Genomic DNA, 26221 nt, shown 5'->3' on the forward strand with positions numbered 1-26221 from the left:
TGTTGTACAAATTCTGGGAATTGCTGTCTGATGTTCATCAGACAGCAAATATTTTTAAGCTTTGATTGCTTCTTTCCAAGAACGTAGCTGAGGTTGATGTTGGTAGGTTTTAAACTCTTTCCTCAGATTGTCAACGGCGGTGTTAGCTGGCACGTTACGCATCTTAAACAGGTAAATTCGTTCGCCAATAGATACGTAGAGATATAAAGCTAATAATTGAATTGTCAAGAAAATGTTACGTGGAGATAACACTCCTAAAATGCCAAAGGCAGCAAAGCGTAATTTTGCAGAGGCAAGAATAAAGAACAGGAAAGTTCCTTTAATTCCAGCAAAAACATTACAACGTAAAGGCTCAAATTTGGTCTTTTTCAAGTAATCATCAAAAAATTGCAGAGGCCCGTACTTGAAGAATAATTGGTCGTTCCGAGTAAAGTCCATTAGACCAATATTGAGGTTGCGATCGACTACCTGGTCTAAAACTTTATAAATACCAGCGAACAGACTATTTTTTCTGAAGAAAAGAAAATTGGCTATGCTCTCATATTGAGAAATAAATTCAAAGTCGAGAAACCACTTACCAATATACATTGGCAGCAAGACACCAAACCATAACATATCCTCTAGGTAAGTACGCCAACTCATTGCACAGGCATTACCCAAATGTTTTTCATGCCTTTGATAAATGTAGTTATATGAGTTAGAGTTAGTAACTAAAAATCGATTGTAGAAAGCTTGCTTTTTCTCGGCATCAGCTTCTTGGGCAAGTTTAGCACGAATGCACTCAGTCACGCTTTCAATATCAAGAGCTGTGAGGCTTAACCCAGGAGAATAAAAAGGGTCAAACATATGAGCCGCATCACCTAACACATACCAGTTATCTTCAGAAATCATTTTGCGACTTTTATGTGCTAGTCTCGGTAGGTTATTAAAGTCAATACATTCGCCACTTTCAATGAGATGATAAAGAAGAGTATGATTCTCTTTTAAGAAAGCTTTGAATTTCTCGTCAGTGTTGATGTTCTGAGTAGGAATCACATTTTTATGATAGACAACCCCAATTGATAACTCTTTGCCAGACTTACCAAGAGGAATCATCCAAATCCAATGACCGTGACCAAACCAATGATTTGTGGTGTAATAATGACTGGCGATTGAAGTATCGGGATGATAGCCATTATCAATTATGCTCCGGTCTATTCCCTTTACATGAATCCATGATGACCCAGTATTAATTCCATATAATTCCTCCGGGTCTAAAATTACATTGTCTAACTTTTTACCGATTAGAAAACGGCGACCAGCAGCATCAACTACGTGCTTGGCTTTGAGGTTAATTTTACCATCTTCAAGTTTTACCTCAACAGTATGAAGTTCGTCCCTGGGAGTTAAGTCTAAATCTACAACTCTACCGTTGTAGAAAGTTACTCCCATATTGCGATTCATTTGGAGTAAATCTTGCTCAAATTTTGCCCGATTGAGTTGAAAGCTTTCGGTGGGAGGAAGACCATTTGTCCAAATATTATAGTAATCATCTGTGCTATTTGTTTGATTGGGATCTTTCGGCCAGTGGAAACTAAGTCCATGTTTAGGTGCTTGGTTTTCAATCAGATATTCATAAAGTCCCAATTCTTTACTTAAGAAAGTTGCAGCAATTTCTACCGTGGATTCACCCACTTTTAAATCTTTTGTAGTCCTTTCTGGAGAACGAGGATCGATAATCGCTATCTTGATATTGGGAATCTTTAATAATAGGTGTCTAGCTTGACAGTTACCTGCAAAACCTGCTCCCATAATCACGACATCATAAACTAGTTCTTGAGTGGAGTTCATTTACTTAGTATCCTTTCTCTGGTGAATGAATTGAGTGAATGCTGTCTGATAGCAGTAAAATAGTAAAATTTTTATTTGCACATGAGACAGCATGTAGTTATTACTTTTACCTTGCATTTCCAGTGAAAACTTTAGGCTGCAACTGGCACTTCTATGAATTGACGGCGAATGTTTTCTCTATAGGTTTCGTAGATTGGTTGTTCTACAAACACCTTTTCCTTTGGATTAACGTTTAGCCCTTCCATCGCTTTGATAGTAAGTTTGGCAGCACTCTCAGCAGACATACCGCAGTGTATTGAACAAGCTAAATCGTTGTGTTCAACAATGTTGTTAGCAAAATAACGAGCATTTGCAGCTTGGGTAGAACCTAGAGATACGTAAGACGCATAAGAACCAGCTGCCGCTTTTAAATTTCGTAATGTTTCTTCGCTAACTCCACCAGCGTAAGTACTAGCTACACCAATACCACTCCAAATATCTCTCCTGCGAGATTCTGGAAACTTCTGCAATTCATTAACAATTGTTTTGATATCGGCACTGAAGAGAAACCAAATACTTCTGCCCAATCCCCGATCGAATGCTCGCAGGGCATAACCATTAACTTTCTTGGGAACAATTTGTTTTTGAACGGATTGTTTCCACTTAAAGATGCCATTATAAAAACCATAGCCATCCATAGCCCACCACCGTTGCATGGGGTTCATAGGTGCTAAAGATTTTTCGATATCTTTATTGAGTACAGAAATGGCAAAACCCGCACCAATGTGAGCCAAACTTGTGTGGTTAGGATTTTCGTCTACAAATTTTTGGAAATTGCTTTCTTTTCCAAAACTGGTGTAATCGATCATAATCAAGCCCATACCAACTCCCTCATAGGCAAAGCCACGTAGATTAATATCAAAAGCTTGGAGTTCGCTAAGTATGATATGTGATAAACCAACTTCTAGGGCTGTATTATAACCGCTAATGAAAGCGTTACTAGACAATCTCAATAGCTTTCTTGCTTCTGTTTCAGGCCCCGGAAACTCTTTCCAAAATTTATCCATTCCTTCTATAGGAAGACCGAATAAGAATCGGCGCAAAAATCCAATGGTGAAAATCATAATTTACTCCCGTTTTAGCTGATAATGTTGGGTAAATTTGTCCAAAAAATGCGTGGCAATTGAGTTGACAATTAGACAGCAACTGTATTTTTGAGAAATTCTCTACGAACGCCTTCTCGGTAGGTTTCATAGATTGGTTGGTCTACGAAAACTGCTTCTTGTTCATCAATAGTTAGCCCTTGGATAATTCTCAATGTCAGTTGTGCTGCATCTGTTGCTGACATTTCACAAAGAACTGAACAGGCAAGGTTAGTGTGGTCGAAAATGTTGTTAGTTAGATAACAAGGATGTGCTGCTAATGCAGCACCTAAGCCTAAATAAGATGCTTCATCGCCAGCTGCTACCTTGAGATGTTGCAAAGTCTCTTCATTAACTCCGCAAGTATGGGTACAAGCTAAGGCGATTCCACTCCAAAGATCCCCATGACGGTTCTCAGGAAAAGATTGTATTTGCTTGACAATTCTGGGGACATCCCCACCGTATACAAACCAAATTCCCCGCCCTAACCCACGATCGAATGCTCGAATGGCATAGCCTGCAAGCCTCTGAGGAACAATTTGCTTATGTACAGAATTTTTCCAGTTAAGGATGCCGGCATGGAAACCAAAGCCATCAATTGCCCACCACCTTTGCAAGGGAATCATTTGGGATAAAGACTTTTGTACATCCCGCTTCAAAACTGCGATCGCAAAACCTGCACCAATATGAGCCGAGCTTGTATACTCAGGATTTTCATGCACAAATTGTTGGACTCTATGCTGGTTTCCGGGAGGAATATAGTCTAGTATTGCCAAGCCCATAGCTGCTCCCGTATAAGCAAACCCAAGCAAATCGCCATCAAAGGCTTTTAATTTGGTACTTAAATTCTCTGACAAACCAGTTTCTAGGGCGATGTTATAGCCATTGATAAAAGCACCACTAGATTTGCTTAATTCCTGACGAGTAGGACTATCAGAAACGTTCAACTTTTGCCAACAGCTATCCATTACTTCTGTTGAGATCCCAAATATTGAGCGGCGTAAATATCCGAAATTGGGAACCATACTCTGTCTTTATCTCCTTGAAATGGCTTTGTAGTCTTGATAATTGTTAAGTGGGTAATACCCGCCTAACGTTCTATTTTTTATTCACGATCGCAGCAATCATTCTCTGGGAATCTTTTGTAAAGCTGACTGGAAAAGTCATGACGTATAGCTCATTACCAGCAGCTTGTCCTTGGAACAAGACTGTATCTCCTTGTTGAGAGTCTATGTTCAAATTAATGTCTTTAGTATCAAAAGCTTTACGCAGAGCTTCTATTGCTGCCCACAAGCGCGTACCTGCAATATCTACAGACTCATAATCAGTTGCTAATAGTTGATTGAGCAGCAATTGGCGATCGCTACTGAACAGAGACATCCAATCCGCTTGAGAGCGATGGTTGATAGGAATAATGTCACAACCTTGGGGCCCTTGACCGACAACGCATAAACAAAACTTGTCATCATGGGAAAGGGATACTTCTACTTGTTGGCTTTCTAGTCCTTCAAGTACTGGTTTCCCAGAATCAAGCCATTTGATTTGTACTTTTTGTGGGCTTTCTGAACTAAATAGCGGTATTGAATTGGATTCAGTTTGAGTAGGATGGTTTGCTTCTGTCTCAGATATGACGGATTGTACAAGAGTTGTCATTGCTTTTGACCGTTTGTTTGTAATTATTTAAAAGTGTTCAAAAATTTTCCAACAGTCTGAAAAACAACTCCTTTGCTGTGACTGTGAATATTAGAAGCAAAACCAGCAAGTTTAAAAATTTACCAACAGTTTTAGAAAAAATTGGTAATTGCCGTTGGTGACGTTCTTGGGCAGATAAGTTGTGCATACCAGGCATCTCTACCAGGGATATTTGCGGTACGGTGACATCAAACGCTGCGGCTCGCTCAACCAATTCTTGATGTAAAAGTTGTTCGTGGCGATCGCCGCGATTTGCCAATTCTTCCGCAGTTGGATGATCGGGACGATGCTCAATTATCCGTAACTGATAACCTTCTAGCTTTTCAATTACTCGTCTGTCTGCATCGACACTGAAAACTGTGGTATCGTACTGCTTGCCTTTTTTAGCTTCTGCTTGAGCCACACCAATACAAGACTCTACACCTTTGCTATAGATTTGATAAATCTGAATGCTTTTGATGCCGATGGGTAAACCTAAATCCTGGGGAACCATTGGCTGCACTGACTGTAGTAGTGAATCCCGGTAATAAGGATCTCCTAACAGGAAAGGCCCATCAGCTCGATCCGCAGAATCTTGCACTTCCTCCTCAGCATTCCTTTGAGTGCGGAAAACCATTTTTGTGGAGTTAAGGGTGTAAATCTGTTGCAACCGTTGGAAACGCGGCCCTTGGAATAACAACCAACTGTAGAGGTCTTCTTTGGGGGCGATCGCTAGAGGTTCTGTCGGCAGTTCCAACTTCTGAATCGGAGCTTCCACTTTTTGGCCCAAGATAAAGGTAGCAGCAAAATGAGCTGTAGTAAACCCTGTCTGCTCGGTTCTAATTTCTGCCAGGACTCGCAGCGGAGCATTGCTAGATTCTCGTTCCAATACCTCTGCACGCAGTTCAATTTCTACGCCATTTTGAGGATCTACTACAATGGGTCGTTCTAGACGAATATCCTCGATTCGCACGGTATAAAAGCGTTCTTGAGCTACAGTATAGGCAACGATTTGTGCCATTGCTTCTAGACCAAACACCGTGGGGAATAGATAAGAACCTTTGTATACGTGGTCTTTGACGTAGGAATCTTTTTCTAAGGTAAGGTGGGTACGAGCAGTGATTTCAATCCCTGGATCGATAATTTGTAGCTGCTCGATAAATTTAGATGTTTCTGGAGGCGGAACCCGTTTGATTCGCCAAGTATCAAAACCACGTCCTAATGTCTGCACGCCGCCCAGACTCGAAGTAATCACAACTTGAGCGTCGCCGGGATCTTTTTGCATCAGTTGGACAAAACGATTCACACCCTCATTCTTAGGAATGGCTTTGATCCCCATCCGACGCAGGTTGTGAACAGTTCCCATACGCGCTCCCATACCTACTTCCGCCCAAACACTGTAGGCAGTGGAAATAACTGAAGTTTCTGGATGTTCCTGAGCAAAGCGCCGCAGGATTAGATCGAGTACTTCGTTGGAAAAACTGTACCAAGAATTCCCAGGTAAACCAACCACCGCACCGATGGATGAGATACCTGCAAACATCTTGGGTGGCTTGGACTGGAGTGCTTGACAGAGATTGATTGCACCCATTACTTTCGGTGCGATTTCTACTTCGGCTTCTGCCAAAGAACAATTTTCTACCCGCCGTGCTTTATTAACTGCCGCTCCGTGAATAATCCCTGTAATATTACCTAAATTTTTCTCAACCTGCTCCACTAATTCTACTACAGCTTGAGCATCAGCTATATTACACTGGTAATATTGACAAGTTAACTCTTCATCGCCAAATCTTCTCAAAATACGAGCAATTTCGGGACTACTCTTACCCATCGGATTATCCTGGGGATGTGGTGAACTACCCACTAAAGCCATTTTTACACCAGTTACTCTAGCTAAAGCTAAAGCACACTCAGCTGTAATCCCTTTTGCTCCTCCTGTAACTAAAAATACATCATTGGCTGACCAAGTGAGATTGCGGTTTTCATATAGCGATCTGTCTTGGATTCTTGGGCGAGGAATGCGGCGAATCAATTGCGAATCGTAACCGACTGCCAAGAAGGCATCTGGTCTAGCGATTTCTTCAATTACACGTTCTACAACAGTACTCGGTTCTACATCAGCAGGCAAATCGATGATTCTCACTTTCAAGTCTGGACGCTCAAGATGGAGTGTAGATACAAAGCCAATAGTGCAACCTTGTTCAATATCGCCGATTTGTTGTAACTTGCCAAAATAACCACCGCCAAACTGGATATAGCTGACACTGGTATACTCCCGTTGTCTTTGAGATGATGGCGGTGGAGTCGCTACAGCGTGAAGTCTAGCCATAGCTCGTTTCAGCTGTGTTTCTGGCGATGCCTCACCTTTGACATTGCGGGGTAGTATGGCGATGAAGTGAGTAAACTCCACTTTTTGAATTAGGGAGTTTGCTAAGATTTCTTCAAAGCTAGTCACCTCTACTTGAGCGCCGATCTGCTGAAGTTTTTGAGTAACTACTGTAACGAAATCTGCTGCTTCTGATTCTGCAACTATTAAGACTCTGGCAGTTTTCCAGTCATCGACTGCAAACAAGTGAGTATTTTGCCAATTCTCCTCCTGACGGGAGATAGAGGCGGCTGACTCTGCAACGTATTCAACGACAAAGTTACGCGTCCAGGAGGTTAATTCTTCACTTACAGTAGGCGCGTTTTCTGTTGTTTGCTGTTGTGAGTGTTGGGGTTTAGATAGCTCTTTTAAAGCCTCTATAATTTCGGTAAGGCTAGCATTGGCAAAATGTGATGGATCTACCTGTCCTTGAACTCCTACTTGTTTAGCTGCTTGAGCAACTAATTCTGCGGATTTAATCGAGTCCAGATTTAAATCATCCAATAATCTTGCTTGCAGGTTAATACTATCTCGTGGATATCCAGTTTGCTCGACAACTAAATTAACGAGAATATCTTGTATAGAAGTCGTCTGCTGTTGATTTGTGTTATCAACTGTATGCTTTGGTTGATGTCCGTTATCAACTGGATGAGTTGTCAGAGGTGTGGAAACCTGAACTTCAAGCTTTTGCGTGCCGTTAGATTTAATCTTTTTGGAATTTTTCGGCTTACTAGTTAAATATGGCGAACTTTGGAGGTCGGCTCGAATGACTTGAGCTAGAAAGTGACCTCGGTGAGAAAAGTAACTAGACAGTAACTCGATCAGTTCCTCGTTGTTGGATGAATTCATAGAATTATTTAACGATTTTGAGTGATAGTTGATAGCAAAGGTAAGCTTTCCAAGTCAGCCCGAATTAACTCAGCTAAGAAAAGACCGCGTTCTGAGAAGTACTCGGTTAAAGCTTCTACTAATTCTTCTGAGTCTACAAATTGATGTAATAAGTTAGTCTGAGTTCCGTTTTCCACCAAGCCATTTCCAACCGGAGCGATCGCAGCTATTTCTGCATCGGACACTTGAAAAGGTCGTTCGCACTGGTTCTCAATAAAGATGCGTTGTGATGCTTCAACAAAAGGACGGACTAAGCGATTGCCATAAACAACTTGCCAGTTAATTTCACCGCCACGGACAAAGAAACTACCTAAAACTGTGTTGAGGTCGCGATCGCGTCCTGGTTTTGATTCTAAGGGAAGACATACAAGATTTGGCGAGGTGGTAGTTGCTTCTACCAAACCAGCTAGCACTTTTCCCGGCCCTACTTCTACCATCAGATCGCATTCGCTCTCCATTGTTTTCACTAAGGAGATAAAGTTTACTTGCGAGAGCATCTGATGAGCAAAGTGCTGTCGTAATTCTAACCCTTGTGTTGCGCGTTTTCCATCGCCGCTGAGAAATAAGGGTATGGAAGTTGCGGTGAGTCTTTGTGGTATTTGAGCTTGCTCTTGCAAAAATGCTGCTGCTGAGGACATCATTTGCGAATGGAAAGCGTTAGCAACTGGTAGTTGACGACTTTGGATATTTTTCGCCTGAGCTTTTTGCACTACCTCTACTACACTTGCACTCTCGCCAGAGATGACAATCTGTGTAGGACTATTGATATTGGCGATAACTACATAACCAGATACTCCAGTTAATAATTGCTCGGCAGTTTGGCGATCGCAGCCTAGACTAGCCATTGCACCAATACGATCCCCAGAAGCAGACATGGCTTTGCCCCGCATGGCTGCTAGACAGATGAGGGTTTTCTCATCATAAGCACCAGCAGCACAAAATGCCGTCAGTTCGCCCAAGCTGTGACCGCCCACAGCAACAGGCTTAATCCCGACATATTCCAAGTATTTTTGCCACAACAGAGAAACAAAACAGATGGCTGGTGAAGCTATATCTGCTTTGGTTAAATGTTCTGACCATGCTTGGATTTGCTCTCCATCAGCAGCCCGTTCTAGAGGACGATATATGTATTTACTGATAGGTTTGCATCCAGCTTCTTCTAACCAACTATCAGCTTGCTCTAGAAATTGCTTTGCCCAGGAATGGCGTTCTACTAAGGTGCGAGCCATATTCAATTTTTGCGAACCTTGCCCAGGAAATAGAAAAGCCACTCTACAGCCTGAGAGATTGTTGCCAATCCAGATATCCTTTTCTGGAGAAATGCTCGTATCTCCAATAGCAGGAGGCATATCATGAAGCATTTGCTCTAACGCATATAAACGCTCCAATAAAACTTTAGGAGTGTCAGCAATCAATGCAGCACGTATGCGTTGTGACGAGTCTATTTCCTGTGTTAACTGCACCGCCAAGTCAACCATTTCTGCAATACTTACCCCTTGTGCCATTACCCTAACAATTTGGGTGCGTTCAATTAAATCTGTAATGGATTTGGCACTGAGAACAAACAACTCTGTATCCTGATTGGAAACTAAGAGTGCTTCTTCTTGAAGAGAAGGTTTCAGTTGGGGTGCAGGTGCATCCCCAGATTCTAAGGTGATGTGGGAATTGATCCCCCCAAATCCCATAGCGGAAACTCCAGCCCGGAGGATATCTGTTGGCTGACGCACCTCTCCAGAAAGTACTGGATAAAGAGACTTAGCAGTAGTTTCAAATATGGGATTAAGTTCTTTGCAACCAGCAGTGGGGGGAATAATCCTTTGGTTAACAGCCATGACAGCTTTAATAAAGCCACCGATTCCGGCGGCGGCTTTTGTATGTCCCACTAGAGATTTAAAAGAAGTCACCCCTACAGAACGAGGATTAACTTCACCATCCTTGGCAATCGCTAAAGCAATGCCTTCTAATTCCGTGCGATCGCCTACTGGTGTTCCCGTACCATGTCCCTCAATAAAGTCTAGATCGTGACTGCTGTAATAGGCCTTATCGTAAGCACGACGCAGGGCTTTTGATTGCCCAATTTTAGATGGGGCTGTAATTCCGCCTTTACCATCGGATGAGATTCCCCAACCTTGAATAACTGCATATACATAGTCTCCAGCCGTTCTCGCATCCTCTAAACGCTTAAGAACGACAAAGCCACATCCTTCGCCGGGAATAAAGCCACTAGCCTGGCGATCGTAGACATTCATATCGCCCTCTGTGAGCGCACCTGCCTTAGCAAAGCCAATTAATTCAAAGGTATCTAGACTAATGTCTACCCCTCCAGCTAAAGCAATATCTAGTTCTTGGGTTGCTAGTTGGGTGCAAGCAGTAGCTACAGAAATCAGAGAAGAAGAACAGGCCCCGTCTACTACATAGCCGCCACCGTCAAAATTAAAGTAGTTGCAGATTCTACCAGCAACTGTATTTGCCAGATTTCCTGCTAGGGTATCCTCTGTAATTGGCGCAAACACAGACTTGTAGTACTTTTCCATTGTCTCTACTAGCACTTCTGTGTTCTGTGCGGTCATACCTTTTGCATTCGCAGCAGCCTGGAGGGCCTTGCGGACAAAGGGCCAACGCAGTCGCATATATTGAGAACGACTTTGTTCTCCAGTTAAGGTATTTCCTAAAATAACCCCTGTGCGTTCTGTAGGGACATTTCCACGAGTATATCCGGCATTTTCTAGAGCTTGTAAGGCGACTTCTAAAGCCAACCAGTGAACAATGTCAGACGATTCAAAAGCTGTTTTGGGAATCCTCTGATTCGCCCAGTCAAACTTAAAGCCATCTATAACAGCAGCACGACTTCCGTAGGTTTTATCTGGTGCTTTTCGGTCTGGATCGTAATATTCAGAGACTGGCAATCTGATGTCCGGAAATTGGCGAAACTCGCGTCTTCTTGCAAGTATATTTTCCCAAAGTTGTTTTAAGTTATTGGCACCAGGATAGTAGCAACCCATGCCAACAACCGCAACAGCAGGCGTGTTTGCTTTAGCAAACATATTTATGCTTCTCCCATTTTATTAGACTTATCGGGAAATAAACGCTAGGTCAGTCACTACTGCTTTTCGAGTATTATTTTTCTAACCTATTCTTCTGAGAAACAGCAATGTTTTTTCTGAGAAACAACTATGTTTCTTTATATCCATTAGGAATACCTAGATGCAAAGCGGCTTTTCGTCAGCAGTCCATGTGCGGGGCGCACCTTCAGGATGGAACAAAGCTACATAATAAGTAAATATTTATACTTGAATAATAGCTTTGTTAGGAGACATTGCATTCTTCAGACGCTTTTGTCAGAATGGGAAAACCAATGGCAGAAAGCTTATCAACAATACTGACGACATTGTATCGTTTGACTTTGATAATCATGTCTATGACTTGTACATAAGTCCTGGAAACCTTATGCCCTGAAGCTAAGACGGAAGCTCAACCCGATACTGATAGTTCTTGAACTTTTGCTATCTCTCGATCGTTTAACTGTTGGTGAGTGGACTTCTGGTTCTGCACAGGTAAATTAACTACGCCCTCGTCCCAAGGCTGTAGCTCAGACTGGTAGCGGTAACTTGTGAAGTCTTGGCGCATTTTGGCTACTTGGCTATTGGTTGGCACGCCCTTGATCTTGTGTTTATAGACCAACTCGCTTATAGAAATGTAGACTGCCAATATTAACAATCGGAAGAAGTGGTAGAGGTGTCGTGGAGCCAACAAGCCAGGGAGTCCAAAGCCCTTCCACTGTAACTTCATGTACCAGATGGCGAAGTAGAAGTGGGTGTACTTCAGACTAGCAAAGATGTTGCATCGCCAAGGCTCAAACTTGGCGTTCTCCAAGAAATGATCGAAGTGCATCAGCGTGTTATAGTCACCAAGCAACTGATCTGCCCGATAGCAGTCCATAAATCCAATGTTTGATCCCCGATCTACTAATTGATTGAACTGTTTGTACACATCAACGAATAGTCCGGTGACAGTGTCGCGATAGACCTTCATGAAACTATTGATGAACGTCAGATTCAAATGCCATTTACCAACATACAAAGGTACAACTATCCCGAACCACAACATATATTCAAAGTAAATCCGCCAACTCATAACGCTAGCATTACCTAGCTGCTTGGCATGATTGCTCATGAGTTGGTTGATGCCTCCCGTTTGTATGAGATTGAACTCGTTGTAAGCAGACCGCTTCTCCTCTGCATCAGCCTCACCTGCCAACTTGGCACGAATAATCTCTGTTACGCTCTCAACGGCAAATGCAGTCATCGACGATCCCATTGAATAGAAAGCATCAAAGATACAGGCAGCATCACCAATCACATACCAGTTGTCTGGAGAGAACATCGTTTTACTAGTGTGTGCCAGCCTTGGCCAATAGTGGAAGTCGATGTTCTCACCACTGTTAAGCAACTGATAGAGCATATTATGGTTCGCCTTCAAGAAAGCGTAAAACTTCTCTTGGGTATTGATGCTCTCAGCCGGAATTACGTCATGATGTTGCACGATCCCAATTGACAACTCCATCGATTGGGTGTCAGTCGGAATCATCCACAGCCAGTGACCATGCCCAAACCAGTGATTTGTGGCATAGTAATGACTGCATGAAGCACCGGCTGGATCGTAACCATCGTGGAAGATGGTGCGGTCTATATTTTTAACGCGCACCCATGCTGAACCAGTATTGATCCCACAGAGATTATCCGGCCCAAACAAGACATTATCTGTCTTGCGACCAATAATAAACTTACGACCGGCAGCATCAATTACGTGCTTGGCCTTGAGTTCCATAGACTCAGTACCGACCTTGACCTTGACGATCTTAAGGGCATCACCTGGTGTCAGATCCACGTCAACCACACGACCGTTATAAAAGACTACACCCATATCTTTATTCATCTTCAGCAAATCCCGCTCGAATTTGGCGCGGTTTAACTGAGTGGCGGTCATAGGAGGTTGTCGGTTAGTCCAGATGTGATAGTAGTCGTCGATAGTTTTGGTTTTGGCCGGGTCTTTAGGCCAATGGAAGTTCAGTCCAAACTTAGGTGGGTGGTTCTCAATCACGTACTCATAAAGGCCTAACTCCTTACATATGAACAGAGCAGCAACTTCGACTGTTGACTCACCAATTTTCAGGTCTTTTTCTGTGCGCTCTTCGGGGCGGGGATCGATTAAGGCAATCTTGATATTTGGAACGTTAAGCAGTAGGTGTCGAGCCTGGCAGTTGCCAGCAAGACCCGCACCCATGATTACAACATCGTACTCTTGTGTCTGGACGCTATACATTTGTAACTCCTTACTAACTTGTTTAAGTTTTTGCTAGAAAACATTTTCTTCTAAATACATGTGAGCCTTGCTTGCTCGGTACAACAAGCCAATGCAACAAAGTCCTCTTGATTGCAGATTCACATAATAAAACCTCACACTAGATGGACAGCGTAATATGTAGTTGCAGTGTATGTTTCCAACCTCAAAATGCAGATTCAAACAGGCAAAACCTACGAATCAAAGTTGTCATTCTAAGAGCTTTATTAGAACTTTAACAGACCAATCACCAAGTCAAGTAATCATCCAAATTGCACAAGGCAGCGAATTAGGTATGGTAACGCAACGAGACTGGGATACAGAAGATTTTAAGCTATCAAAGTTGCTTTGGCAGACTACTATTGCCTTCTATTTATCTCGGCTTTTACCTCACAATGAACCATTAGTAATGTTTCACTTGCTATTCTGCCTAGCTTATATGTGGATCTGAGGAATTCCTAATATATATCTTCCTTGTATTTGTAAACAGCAGTGGTTTTATAGGCTTGCGAACGATTCCTTTTTTGACCAGTTTAATTTCTGCTTGACCACAACAATCAGGATTTGTGCAATATTTACACGAATTATTGATATATCAGACAGTCAGTATGGATAAAAAGGAAAATTTATTGTTTTAATGATCTGATTAATTTATTCCACACTTAACTAGATCACGACCGTAATGTTATATGTTTGTCATCTTATAAGTCAATACATTCACATCCCAAATTTTGAATATGATACAAAAGTTTACTTAATAAATTACACTTTAACTAACTATGTAATAATTATTTAATTCATTAATAATTATGCAAGATTGATTTAAGAAAAAGATAATTATCACTGAATTATAACCAGAGAACAAGATATTTTAAAATTAAGTAATTATTGTAAAAATTTTTACATTATATAAGTTATAATACTGAAAAAATTCACGCCTTGAGAGTAAATAAATTAAGCATATTTGCTTCTATTTACGTGGAATTGGTAGGAAAATATTATATATTTATCTTCTTTAAGCAAAACCACGTCTTATTTTTAATAAGTATAAAATGTATTAATGAACTAAGTATAAAATTTTAATTACGAGCAGAATTTAAAGCTCAATCTTTGTTTTATACGCTTAGTAAATCAAGAATAAATTCAATTATTAATATCTATTTAAATATCCTTTAACCTTCAAAAAACAAGTAGCCTCTATTCTTGAAATGCTTACGAAAGAATAACCAAAACAATGTAGCTCAAGGTATTACTGTATGAAAGAATCTTAAAATCATCCGATAACTACTGCCCATTCCTGCCCACCGCGATATACCCAACATGGTTACTCAGCTACTCATTGCTAACATAGCCAGTATTATCTGGCTTAATTGTCACATCGTTGAATTTACATGAGATTCAATTATGTTTTCATCAAACTGTAAAAATCTGCTAGATTCTCGACTCTGTTCTCCAATAATGTTATAAGCTGTTGCTCGAATCCAAGGAAGAGGTTTCTCTATCTGTTCACCTGTTGTCAGGAGTTTAATTCAACGCAGATATGCCTCATTTAACACCCAAGTAGGAATATAAGAATTACTGAGAAGGTTGTGTGAGAGTTGTTTGGCGGGTTGCTGTTAGCACCTCAAGTTAGAGGAATCGCGGTGTTGCGATCGTCTTGAGGAGCGCCTTGGGGATCGCGTGGCGATCCATTTTCTCCAGAAGTGGTTAGACCAAGCTCACCATTCGGCTCACTCACAGTTCGATCGGCTCCACTTTCTTTACCCAAATCCAGTAAGAACTGTTGAATTTGGGGAGATGGCGATCGCACAGATTTGTGAGGTATCATCAGCAGGTAACTGCAAATCTCTTATAGCATTAACAGAGGCATTTTGCAAGAATCCCTCTGTAGTATTTTCAACAATATTTTGAGAAACTGAACCAGCAACATTGACTGTAGTAGCTCCTCCAGTTGGGTTGGTCACATAATTTCCAGCTAAACCAATGGAACCAGAAACTACTATTACATCTTCCAGTGCTTTCAGTTCCACATCACCAGCTGTGACTGTTGCCCTAATAATGAAGGCTTGAGTTTTATTTTTAAAATTGTTCAAGCTGTACGCGCCATGTAGACTACTTGTACTTTATAGGTGGCACTAGCTGTTAGCCCACCAATTGCAGTTGCACTCTCACCTAGATAACCAATCTCGTAGGTAACGGTATCTCCTGTCTGCAAACCATGTGACTCCACAGTGATTTGGTCGTTCGTTACATCTACTGCTGTTTCTGGTTCAAATGACAAGTTGTAAGGCAAGGACGCAGTTGTGGAAACCGTCGGATCTACTTGATAGTAGAGTGTCTGACCTGTGGTAAAACCATGATTGGCAATTTTAATTGTGTTTTTCGCACTATCAACGATCGCATCATCGGAGGGATCGAATTCAATGGGACTTCTCATGGAGGTAAATTTGTGAGCAGTCCCCGCCGGCCCAGCTAGGAGGTTAATAGCATTCCCATTCTCTGCTGCTTATATGGTGTTAGCTAGCTTGATAGTGTTTTTATCTACCACAATGGCAAAATAGCCCCATCCGCTAGTCAGTCCGCCAATTGCCGTGCCGCCTGTACCACTGGAGTAGTTGATAATTTGACATGTGGCGAAACCGTGGTTAGCGATCGCGATCGTGTCATTGTTAATATTTACTACCCCAGTACCAGTAGGATCGAAGGTAGTTGTCGTCTGAACTTGCTGGTTGTAGTTAAATAGGTGGGATGTACCTGTACCGCTAGCTTTATTAGAACCTTGAGCATCCTCCACAAAATCGATCGCAGTGCCGCTGGCTGCCGCATCAATTGTATATGCCAATTTATGTTCTATATCTTCAGAGGTGATAGAGATATCGCCAGCTTTTTCGGTATCGCCGCTAACACTGACATCTTCAGGATTAACTACATCTGTGCCATATGACTTTGTGCCACTGATATTCCCCGAAATTGAAGCGAATACGGAATCATATGTGGCGATCGCATTATCTGAAAAAGCTAAATTGGTTTCAATGGCACCAATTTTAGTTTCTAAATCCCAGTCTCCACCTTTTTCACAGGTGCATTACCTACTTCCTGCCAAGGAGCTGAAGCGAGCAAGGTATTCATAAACTTTTGTACCCCTGCTTCTCCACTTAACTGATTTGCAGTAATGTAACCTCTAATATCGATACCTACTGCTTTGTACTCCACATTTGGTGGTGCTTTTACATAATTGTGAGCGATCGCTGGTATATGTATTTCGCTAATATCTTTAGTACCAATTACTTCTGTGAAGCTCAGAAGCTCTTGTTGAGCAACCAGATTTATACCATTACAGAAGACAACCTGAGAACCCTGGACGGAGACTTGTTGTCCGCATAAAAGAGTTAATATCCATATATTTCAAAGATACTTGATTTAGGAATTAATTGAGCGATCGCGTGACAAATTCCACTATCTTGATAGAGTTCTACAAGACTTTGCAAAGAACCCAAATCGGTTTATTCTTGACAATGCTTCCAGAAAGGAGTGTCTAACCTGTGATTAAATTTAAAATGGATAGTTAAGAAATCACAAATTTTATCCCATAAATCAGCAATATACCGATTGGTTGCATCAATTAACTTAGGAGTTGGACAAAGATTACTATAATGGTGAGATAAAAAGGACTGCGTTCTAGCGTATAAGCTAAATTTAGTGATGCACGTACTTTTGCCTGACCAACTTATTGCCAAGTACCAGAAATTTGCAATAACCCAGACGTTGCGATCGCTATAAAAATCTTCCCTTTGTTGTAGCGTAAAACTACCTAGCAACAATCCTAGCCAGACCTCCACTATCGGCATCTTTCAAATACGTTGCAGTTTCACTAAACAAATCTCATCTTCAATTTGTGTAAGTTGTTGGGCGATCGCATCTTTCCACTTTTGAATATCTTCATCACTTGCTAAGTTGCGAACATCTTCGATAAGCTTGAATTGCTCTGGTATTATACCCAACAGATGCAAGGTACGAGCATCCCACATTCTAAAATAACAACTAAACCTCAAGCATCTCCAATATATTCTTAAACATACTCAAAGTAGCGTTTTAATTTTAAGAAAGGTTTCTCGTACATTACATAGCTTACATATGCAGTTAAATAACTGAATGAAATAGAAAGCAAAAGAGTTACATAAAAATTATAATTCTGATTTTGAATGAAAGTAAAAATCAGAGGATGAAATACATATAAGCCATAACTGATCTTACCAGTAAATACAAAAAAACGATTCCCAACAATTCGAGATATCAAATTGTGAGGATATTGAATTGCTACATAACCTACAACACAAAAATAAAAAACAGCTATAATTGTAAACTTAACAACTTGTAACCAATCCAGATGTTGACCACCAGTAAATAGCCAGCTAATTAGCAGTAAGACAAAAGAGAAAACTCCTATATTTAAAAAATACTTTCTGTAAGATATCAGCTTATTTGTATACTCAAAATATGCAAGTAATGCACCTATAGCTAATGCATCAAATCTACATAGAGTAAAGAAAAATACTCCTATATCAAAATTGATTAACACAATGCGGACAACTATTGATAATAAAATAATTCCAGTAGCAGCCCATATTAATCGCTTTGTTGGTAATAAATATACGAGAACTGGCCAAAAAAAGTAAAAGTGTTCTTCAATTGCTAACGACCAAAAATGCCCAGGCCCACTACTGCTAAAACCTATAAATGTAGCGGGAATATTTTGCATATAAAGGTAATACCATAGCTGATGACTTAACGGTGGTATATCACCTATTTTAAACAGTGGTAAAATAAAGTAAGTAATTATGAGAAAACCATAATATAAAGGAAATATTCTTAACAATCGTCTAATATAAAAATTTTTAAAAAAATTATCATGAGATTTTGTATTAAGTAAAATTCTAGTGATTAAGAAGCCGGAAAGTACGAAAAAAAGATCCACACCTGTTTGACCAAAAACTGCAATTTTAACTAATAAAGGATTAAAAAGTTGCCAGTTAAAATGAAAAAAGACGATCATTAATGTGGCAATTCCTCTGAGTCCATCCAATGCATAGATGTAGGTAATTTTCTGGCTTGTCATTGAAGCTTTTCTATATTTTGAATATATTTGTATCAAAGAAAAATCTGACAGATTACACTATGTCGATTAAGTGTAAAAAGATAGAATATCAGAATTTTTCATTTAATATAAAGAATATAATTAAATGCACTTTTCAGATAGTAGTTAAAAGGTTTTTTTTAAACTAATTTTATGATAATTAACCTAGATTAAGCGTGTTTAAGCCTAAATCTAGGGATTTTTTCTCAATCTCAAAATTTTTTTGTTAGGATTTCATCATAAATAGCCCGTGTCAGGATTCTGGCTTTATGATTGAAATTGATAAACGCGCAAATATTCATTTTTTCAGTATGGATGCGATCGCTTTAGAAATAATAATATATGGCGTTAATAAGTCCTCAATTCATAATTGCTATAGGATGTTAGCATCAGGATATTAGCATTGCGATCGCCAGCTTATATCAATACCTGAAAGACTTATCTGATAAAAAAGTTTTTTACCTATTTGCTGAATGCGAACTTAAGTTTTCAAGTTTTCGTTGCTTGATAGGTTGAGCGGGATTACCTGCATAAATTGTCATTGGCTCTAAGGAACGTCCAGTAACTCCACCCAAAGTCAGCACTGCTCCCCGACCAACAGTTACTCCAGGGCCAATTACTGATTTTGCTGCAATCCAACTACTTTCCTGAATCTGGATTGGAGCAGTAATCAGTTCAAAATTGGGATGACTCCAGTTATGATTACCAGTGCAGAGATAAACTCCCTGAGATAGGCAAACATGGTTTTCTATAGTGACATGAGCTAGGTTATCGATCCAAGTATCTTCTCCCAGCCAAACAAAATCACCAACAGTTAACCGCCAAGGAAACTTTACTCTTACTCCTGGTTTAATACGGACACCTTGACCAATTTCTGCTCCAAACCAACGCAGTGTCAAAACTTTTATGGCTGATATGGGTAACCAATAACTCTCAACCAGGGGCGACCCCACAAAATACCAAAGAAGTTGCTTCCAATATGGTGCGCCTGGAGTATAAGTACTTAGGGTATAGCTATCTAAACGCATAATTTATAGTTAATCAATAGCTGGATTAAAACTAGCACCTGTACGACCTGTGACTATCCAAAGTAGAGAGCGAGAAATATCGCGAAGAACGTGGAGGATATTTTCTTTGGGTCGGTCTGATGGTACAGATAGTGGAGTGAAAGCGATACCTCGGCTACCAAAGACGAGGGTAGCGATCGCTTTCGCTCTAGGCATGTGAAAATCGGAAGTAATTAAGTAAAGATGCTGAAGCTGTCGTTTTTTAAAGTCACCCACTAGAGAAGTGAAGTTAGTTACAGTATCAACAGCACGAGTATCAATATGTAATTTTTTAAGCGAAATACCCACGGATTGAAAAGTTTTACGTGTTTTCTCCGGAACTGGGGGAGAAGACACCCAAATTTCTAAAGATGGATACCACTGGGCTAGTTCGGCAGTAAATTGCTCTCTAGCTGGCTCACCACCTAAAGTAAAAAAAGCTTGAGGTTGGGGTGCGTGAGTGTATGCTATTGCCAAACGCAGGGGAATTATCAGCACCAAAGTGAGGATAAAACCTGTGAGAGCAAAAATCCAATATCTTCTAATTAGGTGAAAAAATTGCTTCACAGAATCAACAAATTCCTCTTTAACCAAAAATTTACAGAACTAGCGTTTTTGTCATTAGTTTCGATGTCAAGAAAATTGCATATTTACTAAAGTAGACTGTTGACCACTAACAGTCAACAGTCATAGGTTTACAGCCAAAACCACTACAAATATTTATGCTTTCTTAATGCACTTAGCCGATCGCGTCCGGCTACATGCTCATAATTTCGTTAGACTATAGATAGCGTACTTTTTGAGAACTCCTAAAGGCGAACTAGCAGAATATCTACGGCTGTTAGATGCCCTTGCGACAGCTACTCTTGAAAAATACCTTAAGGCGAATTTACAGGGTAGTCTGCTTTGCTATGCGGTCTAATAAATTTATGACCTTACAGGACGGACGTGATAATTTTTTAGTGGTGCGAATGCATGAATGTTAATAGTTATGGGATCTGCTGTGATGTTCTATTCAAAGCCTATGTTTAATTCGGAGCATGGACACCATCTGCATCAAAATTGCCCTCTTGATTCCCAAAGTAATACATGGCATCGCGCGTTTTGGAGATGGTTTGTTGAATAGTAATCCCTTTGGAAGCATCGGGTTGCGATCTAATTATGGTTCCCATAGCGTTACTATACCACGTATCCGTATTTGTACTATTACGAACGGCAACCCAATCAAAATGTACTACGCGAGTAGTTCCATTAAACGGAGATCGCGGATCGTCCCATGTGACTTTCTGACCTGCCTTGAGTAAGTTGTTCACGTATATACAATCGCCTTGCAAAGTGGCAATTTCCGGAATAGAACACATGTCAATGCGTCTTCCTAAGTTATCTACTTTGGTCGGATCGAAGTAACGGCTTGGTACTGACACTCTAAAATAAGTACCGGCAGTCATGTCAAAGAGCTTAGAGTAATTTCGGTTAAACCCTTCTTGACCGTAGTGGTCTAGCAATTGACCGTCATTTTTGCGGTAGAGTCCGTGGATAAATCCTGCTGTCCAATCTTCAAAATAATTTTTGTAGTATTCGGTGGATGCATTTTGTCCTTGTTTAACTTTAGCAACAAGGTTATCCAGACACTGTTTATCAGGGATAATGCGTGCGCTTTCATTGTCTATAGTAGGTGAGGTAGTTGGATCGAAGTAACCAAGAGTCTTTTCTCCTCCACATACACCACTAAATTTGCCTGCCCCACCAAATAAATGCATTCCTTGCCATTTAATCTTCGCCCCATTGTCACAACTGACGTAGTAGAAGAGTTCGTGCATGTTGTTAGTGAATGCATCTTTTGAATGAGTGCCCTGATGAAGTTTGACTAGTATTTGGCACAAGGGACCTGTGCCTCCACCCGGTAAACCTACTCTCACGTCATTCTTCCACTCAATTTTGTGACCAACATGATCTTCATGGCGAGGATGCTGTGGGTCGCTTAGAGAGAGTTGTTCGTTGACATATCCAAAAGGCAATCCCCAGGAGACGAGTTTTGATGAGTTGGGATTTCTTCCATGCTCGTGTCCATAGGTACAAGTCTTGCCAGTATTTGGATCGGTGTCGGTTGGTGGATGCCAAGTCGGATACACCTTGTTGTCTGGCCCGTACACCCAGTAAGTATCATGCAACCATTTGGGACATGTATCAAACTTAGTTGGTGTCCACAAACCGTATGAGTAACTCAATTTCGCACTACTTGGAGGAAGCTGATAAGGAACCGCCGCAGACGCGGTTGGGGCTTGCCCGAAATTCGGTGTTATGTGTAATTGCATAACGACAACGAGCAAGCTGACACCAATCGCGATCGCGAAACGGCTCAATAAACGCAGCCTTCGATTCATAGTTGCTCCTAAAAAAATACAAAAAAACGGCAACCTGTGGTTTGATAGTTGGAACAATGTCACTATAAACCATACAACGGGAACCGTAACAATTTGTAATTTTTAGGGCAGTATTTGCACTATGTAGCTGTTAGGCTGATACTACCACTATTTTATTCTAATAAAAAAGCCGCAAAGGCTTAACTTTACGTAATTTTTATATTAACTTTAAGAAAGTTTTTCCATAAATTCTGGTTCGATTTGACCGCGTAAAATCATGAAAAAAGCAATGATATTTCCTTTGAGGCGGCCCTGACGATCTATTTTCTGGTCAAGGAAAAATAGCTTGATCAGATTGTTACGAGTAGCAATTAACCAGTGGCTCTGAAGCACTTCCCAAAAGGGGATAACACCTTTGCGATAAAGGTAGTAAGGATTCATAATTTGGGCAAATCCCATACGAGTACCGGAGATTCGCCCGGAAGAGGTCATGAGGTGAACGAGACGACAGGCGTTATAGCTGACGCAAATGCCAAATTTTCTACAGCGAAAACCAAAATCAGCATCGCAGAGCCATCCGTAGAGAGGAAGGCGTTCGTCAAATTTGACTGTTCGGAGAACTTCAGGGCGAGTGTTAATATTACAGCCGTAAACTGTAGATTGGATCTCAAAGGAGCGATCGGGTTCGTCAGTAAAAGAAAGGAGTAGAGAGCGTCCTTCAGAGCGTTCTACATTGCCGTTACGAACTAAAAAACCACTAAAAGCCGCAACTTCGGGGTGTTCTTCACTAAAAATACGAGCATGAGTGAAGTAATCCGGAGCAAGTTCAACATCATCATCAAGAATCGAAACAAAAGTGGCACAAGAGTCGATGTAGGGAATAGCATCATTGACCTGCTGACATAATCCGGGACGGGCAAGCACAATTTGAACTTTAGGAAAAGCAAGGGTTTCAGGCAAGACGTAGGATTTATCGGCAACAGTAATCAGGATCTGGTCAGCAGGAGTCTGCTGTTGAAGCATGGAAGCAATGGTTTCGTGAAGTATCTGGGGGCGTTTGGCTGAGGGGATAATAACAGTGTGGAACATAAGGAAATTTTGAATTAATTTGGCTAGGAGTGAAAATTCTATTAATTTAATTTATTAGTTAATAAACTTAAAATTTCTACATATATCTTCACTAATACCTACTGACTTAATTTTTGATACCGGAATTCGCTCAAATATCGAGCGTACAAGGATTACAGAGCAGCGATCGCCGTGTCAAATATAAGTATTTTTATTAAAAACTATTGTTTTGTACTGGAATCTGTGTACTGCAATTTTTCCGACTCTATTAGACGAATGGAGAGCAGAATTTCTACCAAAACACGCTGGAATGCATAGTAGCAACCATGCCAACCATCGAGAATACCGCCTTTGAGAATCAAGCAGTAAATCAAGATGATGAAAGGAGCGAAGATTTTTTGTTTGCGAATGCGATCGCTCAAACTCAGTTCGCTGACTGGAGTTTCTAGTATCTTCTTAGTCTCGATAGCTATGTAGCGATCCTGTGCCCAGAACCAACGGCTCAAGGATTTGCGATCGTCGTGATGAATATAGGCAAGGAGTATTCTCGACTTCCCCTCTACCAAAACTCGATGAGCGTGTCCATCATCTTTGTAAGTTGCTTTTTCTCTTCTATAAAGAACTTTACGGGGTGGAAGTAAAGTGCCACGTAAAGGTTTACCAAAAACGCAATATTTAAATTTGGCGCTGTAGCTATTTAAGTCAGCCTCTTCTGGTAGTGTTTTAATTTCATTAATTAGCTCATTAGTTAAGACATAATCAGCATCTAGAGATAGTACCCATTCAGATACAATTTTTTCTAAACCATAGTTACACTGTCCAGCAAAAGAATCAAATTTTCTTTGGAAAACTTGTACTTGAGGATAGGAATAACAAATATTCAAAGTTTCATCTGTACTATAACTGTCAATCACCACAATCTGTTTTGCCCATGTAAGACATTGGAGAGTGCGACTAATATTAGGTGCTTCATTATAGGTAAGAATTAAAGGAGTAATTTTTTCTAAAAAATACATAAGGTTTATTTATAATTAACTTAATATAATTAACTTCCAAAAATCTGATTCAATAAAGCGTAGGCAAAGGTTTTTATTGGATGATACTTATATAAACATGTTGCATTTGGTAAGCAATTTTTTCCCAAGTGTATTTTTCAAATATAAATTCACGAGCGCGATCGCCCATTGCCTTTGCCTGTTGCGGATTTTTTAAGCAACTACTCAAAGCGTTAGCAATTTGCTCGGCATCAATGTCAACCACAAGAGCTGCATTAGCTATTGCTGCTTCTGGAAAATTGCAACCTGTAGTAATAACGCAAGGCAATTTTGCAGCCATTCCTTCTAACACAGATACGCTAAAGCCTTCGGAATATGAAGGCGCAACATAGAGACTAGCAGCGGCAAGTGCAGCATATTTGAGAGAGCCAGAAAGCATTCCGGTAAACGTGACAGCATTCAAACATTCTGCATCAGCAAAGTAATTCTGAGCAGTTTCACAAAAGCCGATATTATCAGGCCCTGCAATAATTAAATGAGTCTGAGGAAATTGAGTATGAACTTTCGCAAAGGCAGTGGCAAGTAAATCTAGTCCTTTTTTGGGATCGATCCGCGCTAAAAATAAAATTAATGTTTTATTGCGAGTTTGAGGAAATTGTTGATAAAAAAGCTCTGGATTGGGTAGTGTTTCAAAATCTTGCTGATGAATTCCGTTAGGAACAACTACTAAAGGCGCTTTCAATTGAAGCGGTTCTATCCTTTTAGCCTCCGTAGATGCCAACATTTGGATAGCACTTGCACGTTGGAAAGCTGGCTTTTCCAGCAAAGCAAAGTAAAAACGCTTCTTGCCAGATTTATAAGCTAGCGCCCAAGGTTCTAACATCCCATGAGGAGTCATAATGTAAGGTACTTTGTGTCTCTGACAAGCCCAATGAGCAGGTAAAACAGGATAAGAAAAAACAGCGTTAGTGTGTACTAAGTCGTAATTAGTTACATTTTTAAATAACCATTTAGTTAGAGACAAACTAATTTTATAATCGAGAAAATTCCAATAAGGAAAGTATTGAATTCGATAATACTTTTCCCTAATCCAAGTGAGAATCGGGACATCCATACTAGTAGAACCATTGGCAGTTGTGGCTACAATATCAATATCTATCCCCCGATTACCTAATGCTTGAGCTAGCTCGATTACACTCTTGGTTGGGCCACCATAAACAGGGCCAAGGGCAGGAATAACTATTAAAATTTTCATAAACAATTAACAATGCATCAAAGCGTATTCAACTGCCTGCATCAAGCCTTGACCAAAGTAATTGGGAGAAAACTTTTGAATGTGTTCCAATGAAGCTTTACCCATTGCTTGTAAGTCCACTTCATCTGAGCTGATTTTAACCATAAGTTGTGTTAATTGATTTTGATTTTCCGGGTCGAAACCGAACCCATTAATACCTTCTAAAACTAAATCCTCAAAACATCCACAACGATTAGAGACAAGAATAGGCTTGCCTGCTGCCATTGCTTCATTAACTACTAATCCCCATTGCTCCTGAATGCTAGCGTGAATAAAGCAATTTGCATGAGCAAAATAAGGAAAGAGTTGGTCTTGCTGAAGAAAACCAGGTAGGTGAATATAATTTTTTAAGCTCAATTCACCAATCTGTTGTTCTAGCTGGGGACGTAGTTGACCATCACCACAAATAACTAAATCCCAAGCCTTGTCTCCAAGCATTTGACAGTAAGCTGCATAAGATGAGATCAGGAATGAAAGATTTTTTTTGGGAATGAAGCGATTAATTGCTAAGAAGAAAGGTTTTTCAATAGGCTTGGGCAGATGCTTAATCTTATCTGGACTAAAAGCATTATTGCCTACTACGTCGTAACCTAAAAATATTGCTTCTGGAGGCATACCTAACTTAATTAAATATCGCTTGTGCGGCTGTCCTCCTACCAAAGCAGATTTATATTTTTTGACGATCCAACTTTTGATCGCCTCCCGCCACCAAGAGCGAGAAACATCATTTTCAGTAGTTTCTGAAAGGAGAATTGCAGATTTGCGATGCAATAAACACCAAATCAATGTAAACAGCATTGCAGGTTGAAAATAACCAGCAATTGCTATAGCATTCGGATTAACTGCATTAAGTACGTTATTAAGTTTTTTTAGTAGATAAAAAATATTAGTTTTTTCAAGAGACCGATCTGGAATTACTGAAACGAAAGAAAAATTGAGGTTATCAATTTTTGTATTCCATGGATATTGTTCTTCGGAACGTGCTAACTCTATAGCAACTATTTGATTTTGAAGTTTTTCAGAATAATCGACCAATCCCTCAATTCTAGCAAGATGATAAGGCCCATAGTTAGAAAATAAAATACCAACACTAATATTCATTGATA

23 protein-coding genes are annotated in these 26221 nt (G+C 40.3%); 1 reads left to right on the top strand and 22 read right to left on the bottom strand.

The features are described from left to right. Positions 1-54 precede the first annotated feature (54 nt). The 7 genes from I8752_RS25505 to I8752_RS25535 form a co-directional block, all read right to left on the bottom strand. The gene (locus I8752_RS25505) at positions 55-1830 is read right to left on the bottom strand and encodes an NAD(P)/FAD-dependent oxidoreductase (RefSeq protein WP_214435029.1); all 1776 of its coding nucleotides are present in this window, start codon (positions 1828-1830) and stop codon (positions 55-57) included. 131 nt (positions 1831-1961) lie between these two features. Next, positions 1962-2933, bottom strand: coding sequence for a DUF1702 family protein (locus I8752_RS25510; protein ID WP_214435030.1), 972 nt, complete (start codon positions 2931-2933; stop codon positions 1962-1964). Positions 2934-3004: 71 nt separating this feature from the next. Next, positions 3005-3976 carry a DUF1702 family protein gene (locus I8752_RS25515; protein WP_214435031.1) on the bottom strand — a complete coding sequence of 324 codons (972 nt, stop codon included), beginning with the start codon at positions 3974-3976 and terminating at the stop codon, positions 3005-3007. A gap of 73 nt (positions 3977-4049) precedes the next feature. Then, the gene (locus I8752_RS25520; RefSeq protein WP_214435032.1) at positions 4050-4604 is read right to left on the bottom strand and encodes a 4'-phosphopantetheinyl transferase family protein; all 555 of its coding nucleotides are present in this window, start codon (positions 4602-4604) and stop codon (positions 4050-4052) included. Between the two features lie 37 nt (positions 4605-4641). Next, positions 4642-7836: an SDR family NAD(P)-dependent oxidoreductase gene (locus I8752_RS25525; protein ID WP_214435033.1), complete on the bottom strand. Its 3195-nt coding sequence runs from the start codon at positions 7834-7836 to the stop codon at positions 4642-4644. An 8-nt stretch (positions 7837-7844) separates the two neighbouring features. Continuing rightward, entirely contained in the window at positions 7845-10919 is a 3075-nt protein-coding gene (locus I8752_RS25530; RefSeq protein WP_214435034.1) for a type I polyketide synthase, read from the bottom strand. A gap of 427 nt (positions 10920-11346) precedes the next feature. Further along, on the bottom strand, positions 11347-13197 hold the full coding sequence (locus I8752_RS25535) for an NAD(P)/FAD-dependent oxidoreductase (protein ID WP_214435035.1): 1851 nt from the start codon (positions 13195-13197) through the stop codon (positions 11347-11349). 172 nt (positions 13198-13369) lie between these two features. Here I8752_RS25535 and I8752_RS25540 point away from each other — a divergent pair, with 172 nt between their 5' ends. Continuing rightward, complete coding sequence (locus tag I8752_RS25540) at positions 13370-13666, top strand: hypothetical protein (protein WP_214435036.1); 297 nt, start codon at positions 13370-13372, stop codon at positions 13664-13666. Between the two features lie 1173 nt (positions 13667-14839). On the opposite strand, the gene I8752_RS25550 is transcribed toward I8752_RS25540, so the two are convergent. The 15 genes from I8752_RS25550 to I8752_RS25620 all read right to left on the bottom strand — a co-directional run bounded on the left by I8752_RS25550 (position 14840) and on the right by I8752_RS25620 (position 26216). Beyond that, positions 14840-15043, bottom strand: a complete 204-nt coding sequence (locus I8752_RS25550; protein ID WP_214435107.1) for a hypothetical protein — start codon at positions 15041-15043, stop codon at positions 14840-14842. Beyond that, on the bottom strand, positions 14976-15308 hold the full coding sequence (locus I8752_RS25555) for a hypothetical protein (RefSeq protein WP_214435037.1): 333 nt from the start codon (positions 15306-15308) through the stop codon (positions 14976-14978). The genes I8752_RS25550 and I8752_RS25555 overlap by 68 nt, the downstream gene beginning before the upstream one ends. Then, complete coding sequence (locus I8752_RS25560; protein WP_214435038.1) at positions 15305-15652, bottom strand: hypothetical protein; 348 nt, start codon at positions 15650-15652, stop codon at positions 15305-15307. Before I8752_RS25560 ends, I8752_RS25555 begins: the two co-directional genes overlap by 4 nt. Before the next feature lie 69 nt (positions 15653-15721). Beyond that, positions 15722-16057 carry a hypothetical protein gene (locus I8752_RS37620; RefSeq protein WP_225895905.1) on the bottom strand — a complete coding sequence of 112 codons (336 nt, stop codon included), beginning with the start codon at positions 16055-16057 and terminating at the stop codon, positions 15722-15724. A gap of 209 nt (positions 16058-16266) precedes the next feature. Beyond that, positions 16267-16428 (bottom strand): hypothetical protein, encoded by a 162-nt coding sequence (locus tag I8752_RS25570; RefSeq protein WP_214435039.1) that lies wholly within the window; start codon positions 16426-16428, stop codon positions 16267-16269. Positions 16429-16718: 290 nt separating this feature from the next. Further along, the gene (locus I8752_RS38850) at positions 16719-17063 is read right to left on the bottom strand and encodes a tryptophan 7-halogenase (protein ID WP_214435040.1); all 345 of its coding nucleotides are present in this window, start codon (positions 17061-17063) and stop codon (positions 16719-16721) included. Positions 17064-17066: 3 nt separating this feature from the next. Further along, a complete protein-coding gene (locus I8752_RS25580; protein ID WP_214435041.1) occupies positions 17067-17243 on the bottom strand; it encodes a hypothetical protein in 177 nt (58 codons plus the stop codon). 41 nt (positions 17244-17284) lie between these two features. After that, on the bottom strand, positions 17285-18331 hold the full coding sequence (locus tag I8752_RS25585) for an acyltransferase family protein (protein WP_214435042.1): 1047 nt from the start codon (positions 18329-18331) through the stop codon (positions 17285-17287). Positions 18332-18807: 476 nt separating this feature from the next. Further along, positions 18808-19377, bottom strand: a complete 570-nt coding sequence (locus I8752_RS25590) for a WcaF family extracellular polysaccharide biosynthesis acetyltransferase (protein ID WP_214435043.1) — start codon at positions 19375-19377, stop codon at positions 18808-18810. A 9-nt stretch (positions 19378-19386) separates the two neighbouring features. Beyond that, the gene (locus I8752_RS25595) at positions 19387-19962 is read right to left on the bottom strand and encodes a YdcF family protein (protein WP_214435044.1); all 576 of its coding nucleotides are present in this window, start codon (positions 19960-19962) and stop codon (positions 19387-19389) included. A 461-nt stretch (positions 19963-20423) separates the two neighbouring features. Next, positions 20424-21779 (bottom strand): hypothetical protein, encoded by a 1356-nt coding sequence (locus I8752_RS25600; protein ID WP_214435045.1) that lies wholly within the window; start codon positions 21777-21779, stop codon positions 20424-20426. Positions 21780-21986: 207 nt separating this feature from the next. Further along, positions 21987-22847 (bottom strand): glycosyltransferase family 2 protein, encoded by an 861-nt coding sequence (locus I8752_RS25605; protein WP_214435046.1) that lies wholly within the window; start codon positions 22845-22847, stop codon positions 21987-21989. A 200-nt stretch (positions 22848-23047) separates the two neighbouring features. Beyond that, positions 23048-23842, bottom strand: coding sequence for a glycosyltransferase family 2 protein (locus I8752_RS25610; protein WP_214435047.1), 795 nt, complete (start codon positions 23840-23842; stop codon positions 23048-23050). A 73-nt stretch (positions 23843-23915) separates the two neighbouring features. Beyond that, on the bottom strand, positions 23916-25076 hold the full coding sequence (locus tag I8752_RS25615; protein WP_214435048.1) for a glycosyltransferase: 1161 nt from the start codon (positions 25074-25076) through the stop codon (positions 23916-23918). A gap of 6 nt (positions 25077-25082) precedes the next feature. Further along, the gene (locus I8752_RS25620) at positions 25083-26216 is read right to left on the bottom strand and encodes a glycosyltransferase family 4 protein (protein ID WP_214435049.1); all 1134 of its coding nucleotides are present in this window, start codon (positions 26214-26216) and stop codon (positions 25083-25085) included. Between the last annotated feature and the right edge of the window lie 5 nt (positions 26217-26221).

Origin of the sequence: Dendronalium phyllosphericum CENA369 (assembly GCF_016056275.1) — a bacterium.
GTDB lineage: Bacteria > Cyanobacteriota > Cyanobacteriia > Cyanobacteriales > Nostocaceae > Dendronalium > Dendronalium phyllosphericum.

Excerpts from the sequence above, each read along its gene's own strand:
- I8752_RS25530 (WP_214435034.1), bottom strand. The coding sequence starts at position 10,919 with ATGTTTGCTAAAGCAAACACGCCTGCTGTTGCGGTTGTTGGCATGGGT.
- I8752_RS25620 (WP_214435049.1), bottom strand. The coding sequence starts at position 26,216 with ATGAATATTAGTGTTGGTATTTTATTTTCTAACTATGGGCCTTATCAT.
- I8752_RS25535 (WP_214435035.1), bottom strand. The coding sequence starts at position 13,197 with ATGTATAGCGTCCAGACACAAGAGTACGATGTTGTAATCATGGGTGCG.
- I8752_RS25550 (WP_214435107.1), bottom strand. The coding sequence starts at position 15,043 with ATGATACCTCACAAATCTGTGCGATCGCCATCTCCCCAAATTCAACAG.
- I8752_RS25505 (WP_214435029.1), bottom strand. The coding sequence starts at position 1,830 with ATGAACTCCACTCAAGAACTAGTTTATGATGTCGTGATTATGGGAGCA.
- I8752_RS25580 (WP_214435041.1), bottom strand. The coding sequence starts at position 17,243 with ATGTGGGATGCTCGTACCTTGCATCTGTTGGGTATAATACCAGAGCAA.
- I8752_RS25615 (WP_214435048.1), bottom strand. The coding sequence starts at position 25,076 with ATGAAAATTTTAATAGTTATTCCTGCCCTTGGCCCTGTTTATGGTGGC.
- I8752_RS25520 (WP_214435032.1), bottom strand. The coding sequence starts at position 4,604 with ATGACAACTCTTGTACAATCCGTCATATCTGAGACAGAAGCAAACCAT.
- I8752_RS25540 (WP_214435036.1), top strand. The coding sequence starts at position 13,370 with ATGTTTCCAACCTCAAAATGCAGATTCAAACAGGCAAAACCTACGAAT.
- I8752_RS25510 (WP_214435030.1), bottom strand. The coding sequence starts at position 2,933 with ATGATTTTCACCATTGGATTTTTGCGCCGATTCTTATTCGGTCTTCCT.
- I8752_RS25525 (WP_214435033.1), bottom strand. The coding sequence starts at position 7,836 with ATGAATTCATCCAACAACGAGGAACTGATCGAGTTACTGTCTAGTTAC.
- I8752_RS25590 (WP_214435043.1), bottom strand. The coding sequence starts at position 19,377 with ATGCGTTTAGATAGCTATACCCTAAGTACTTATACTCCAGGCGCACCA.
- I8752_RS25600 (WP_214435045.1), bottom strand. The coding sequence starts at position 21,779 with ATGAATCGAAGGCTGCGTTTATTGAGCCGTTTCGCGATCGCGATTGGT.
- I8752_RS25610 (WP_214435047.1), bottom strand. The coding sequence starts at position 23,842 with ATGTATTTTTTAGAAAAAATTACTCCTTTAATTCTTACCTATAATGAA.
- I8752_RS25605 (WP_214435046.1), bottom strand. The coding sequence starts at position 22,847 with ATGTTCCACACTGTTATTATCCCCTCAGCCAAACGCCCCCAGATACTT.
- I8752_RS38850 (WP_214435040.1), bottom strand. The coding sequence starts at position 17,063 with ATGCCGATAGTGGAGGTCTGGCTAGGATTGTTGCTAGGTAGTTTTACG.
- I8752_RS25585 (WP_214435042.1), bottom strand. The coding sequence starts at position 18,331 with ATGACAAGCCAGAAAATTACCTACATCTATGCATTGGATGGACTCAGA.
- I8752_RS25560 (WP_214435038.1), bottom strand. The coding sequence starts at position 15,652 with ATGAGAAGTCCCATTGAATTCGATCCCTCCGATGATGCGATCGTTGAT.
- I8752_RS25515 (WP_214435031.1), bottom strand. The coding sequence starts at position 3,976 with ATGGTTCCCAATTTCGGATATTTACGCCGCTCAATATTTGGGATCTCA.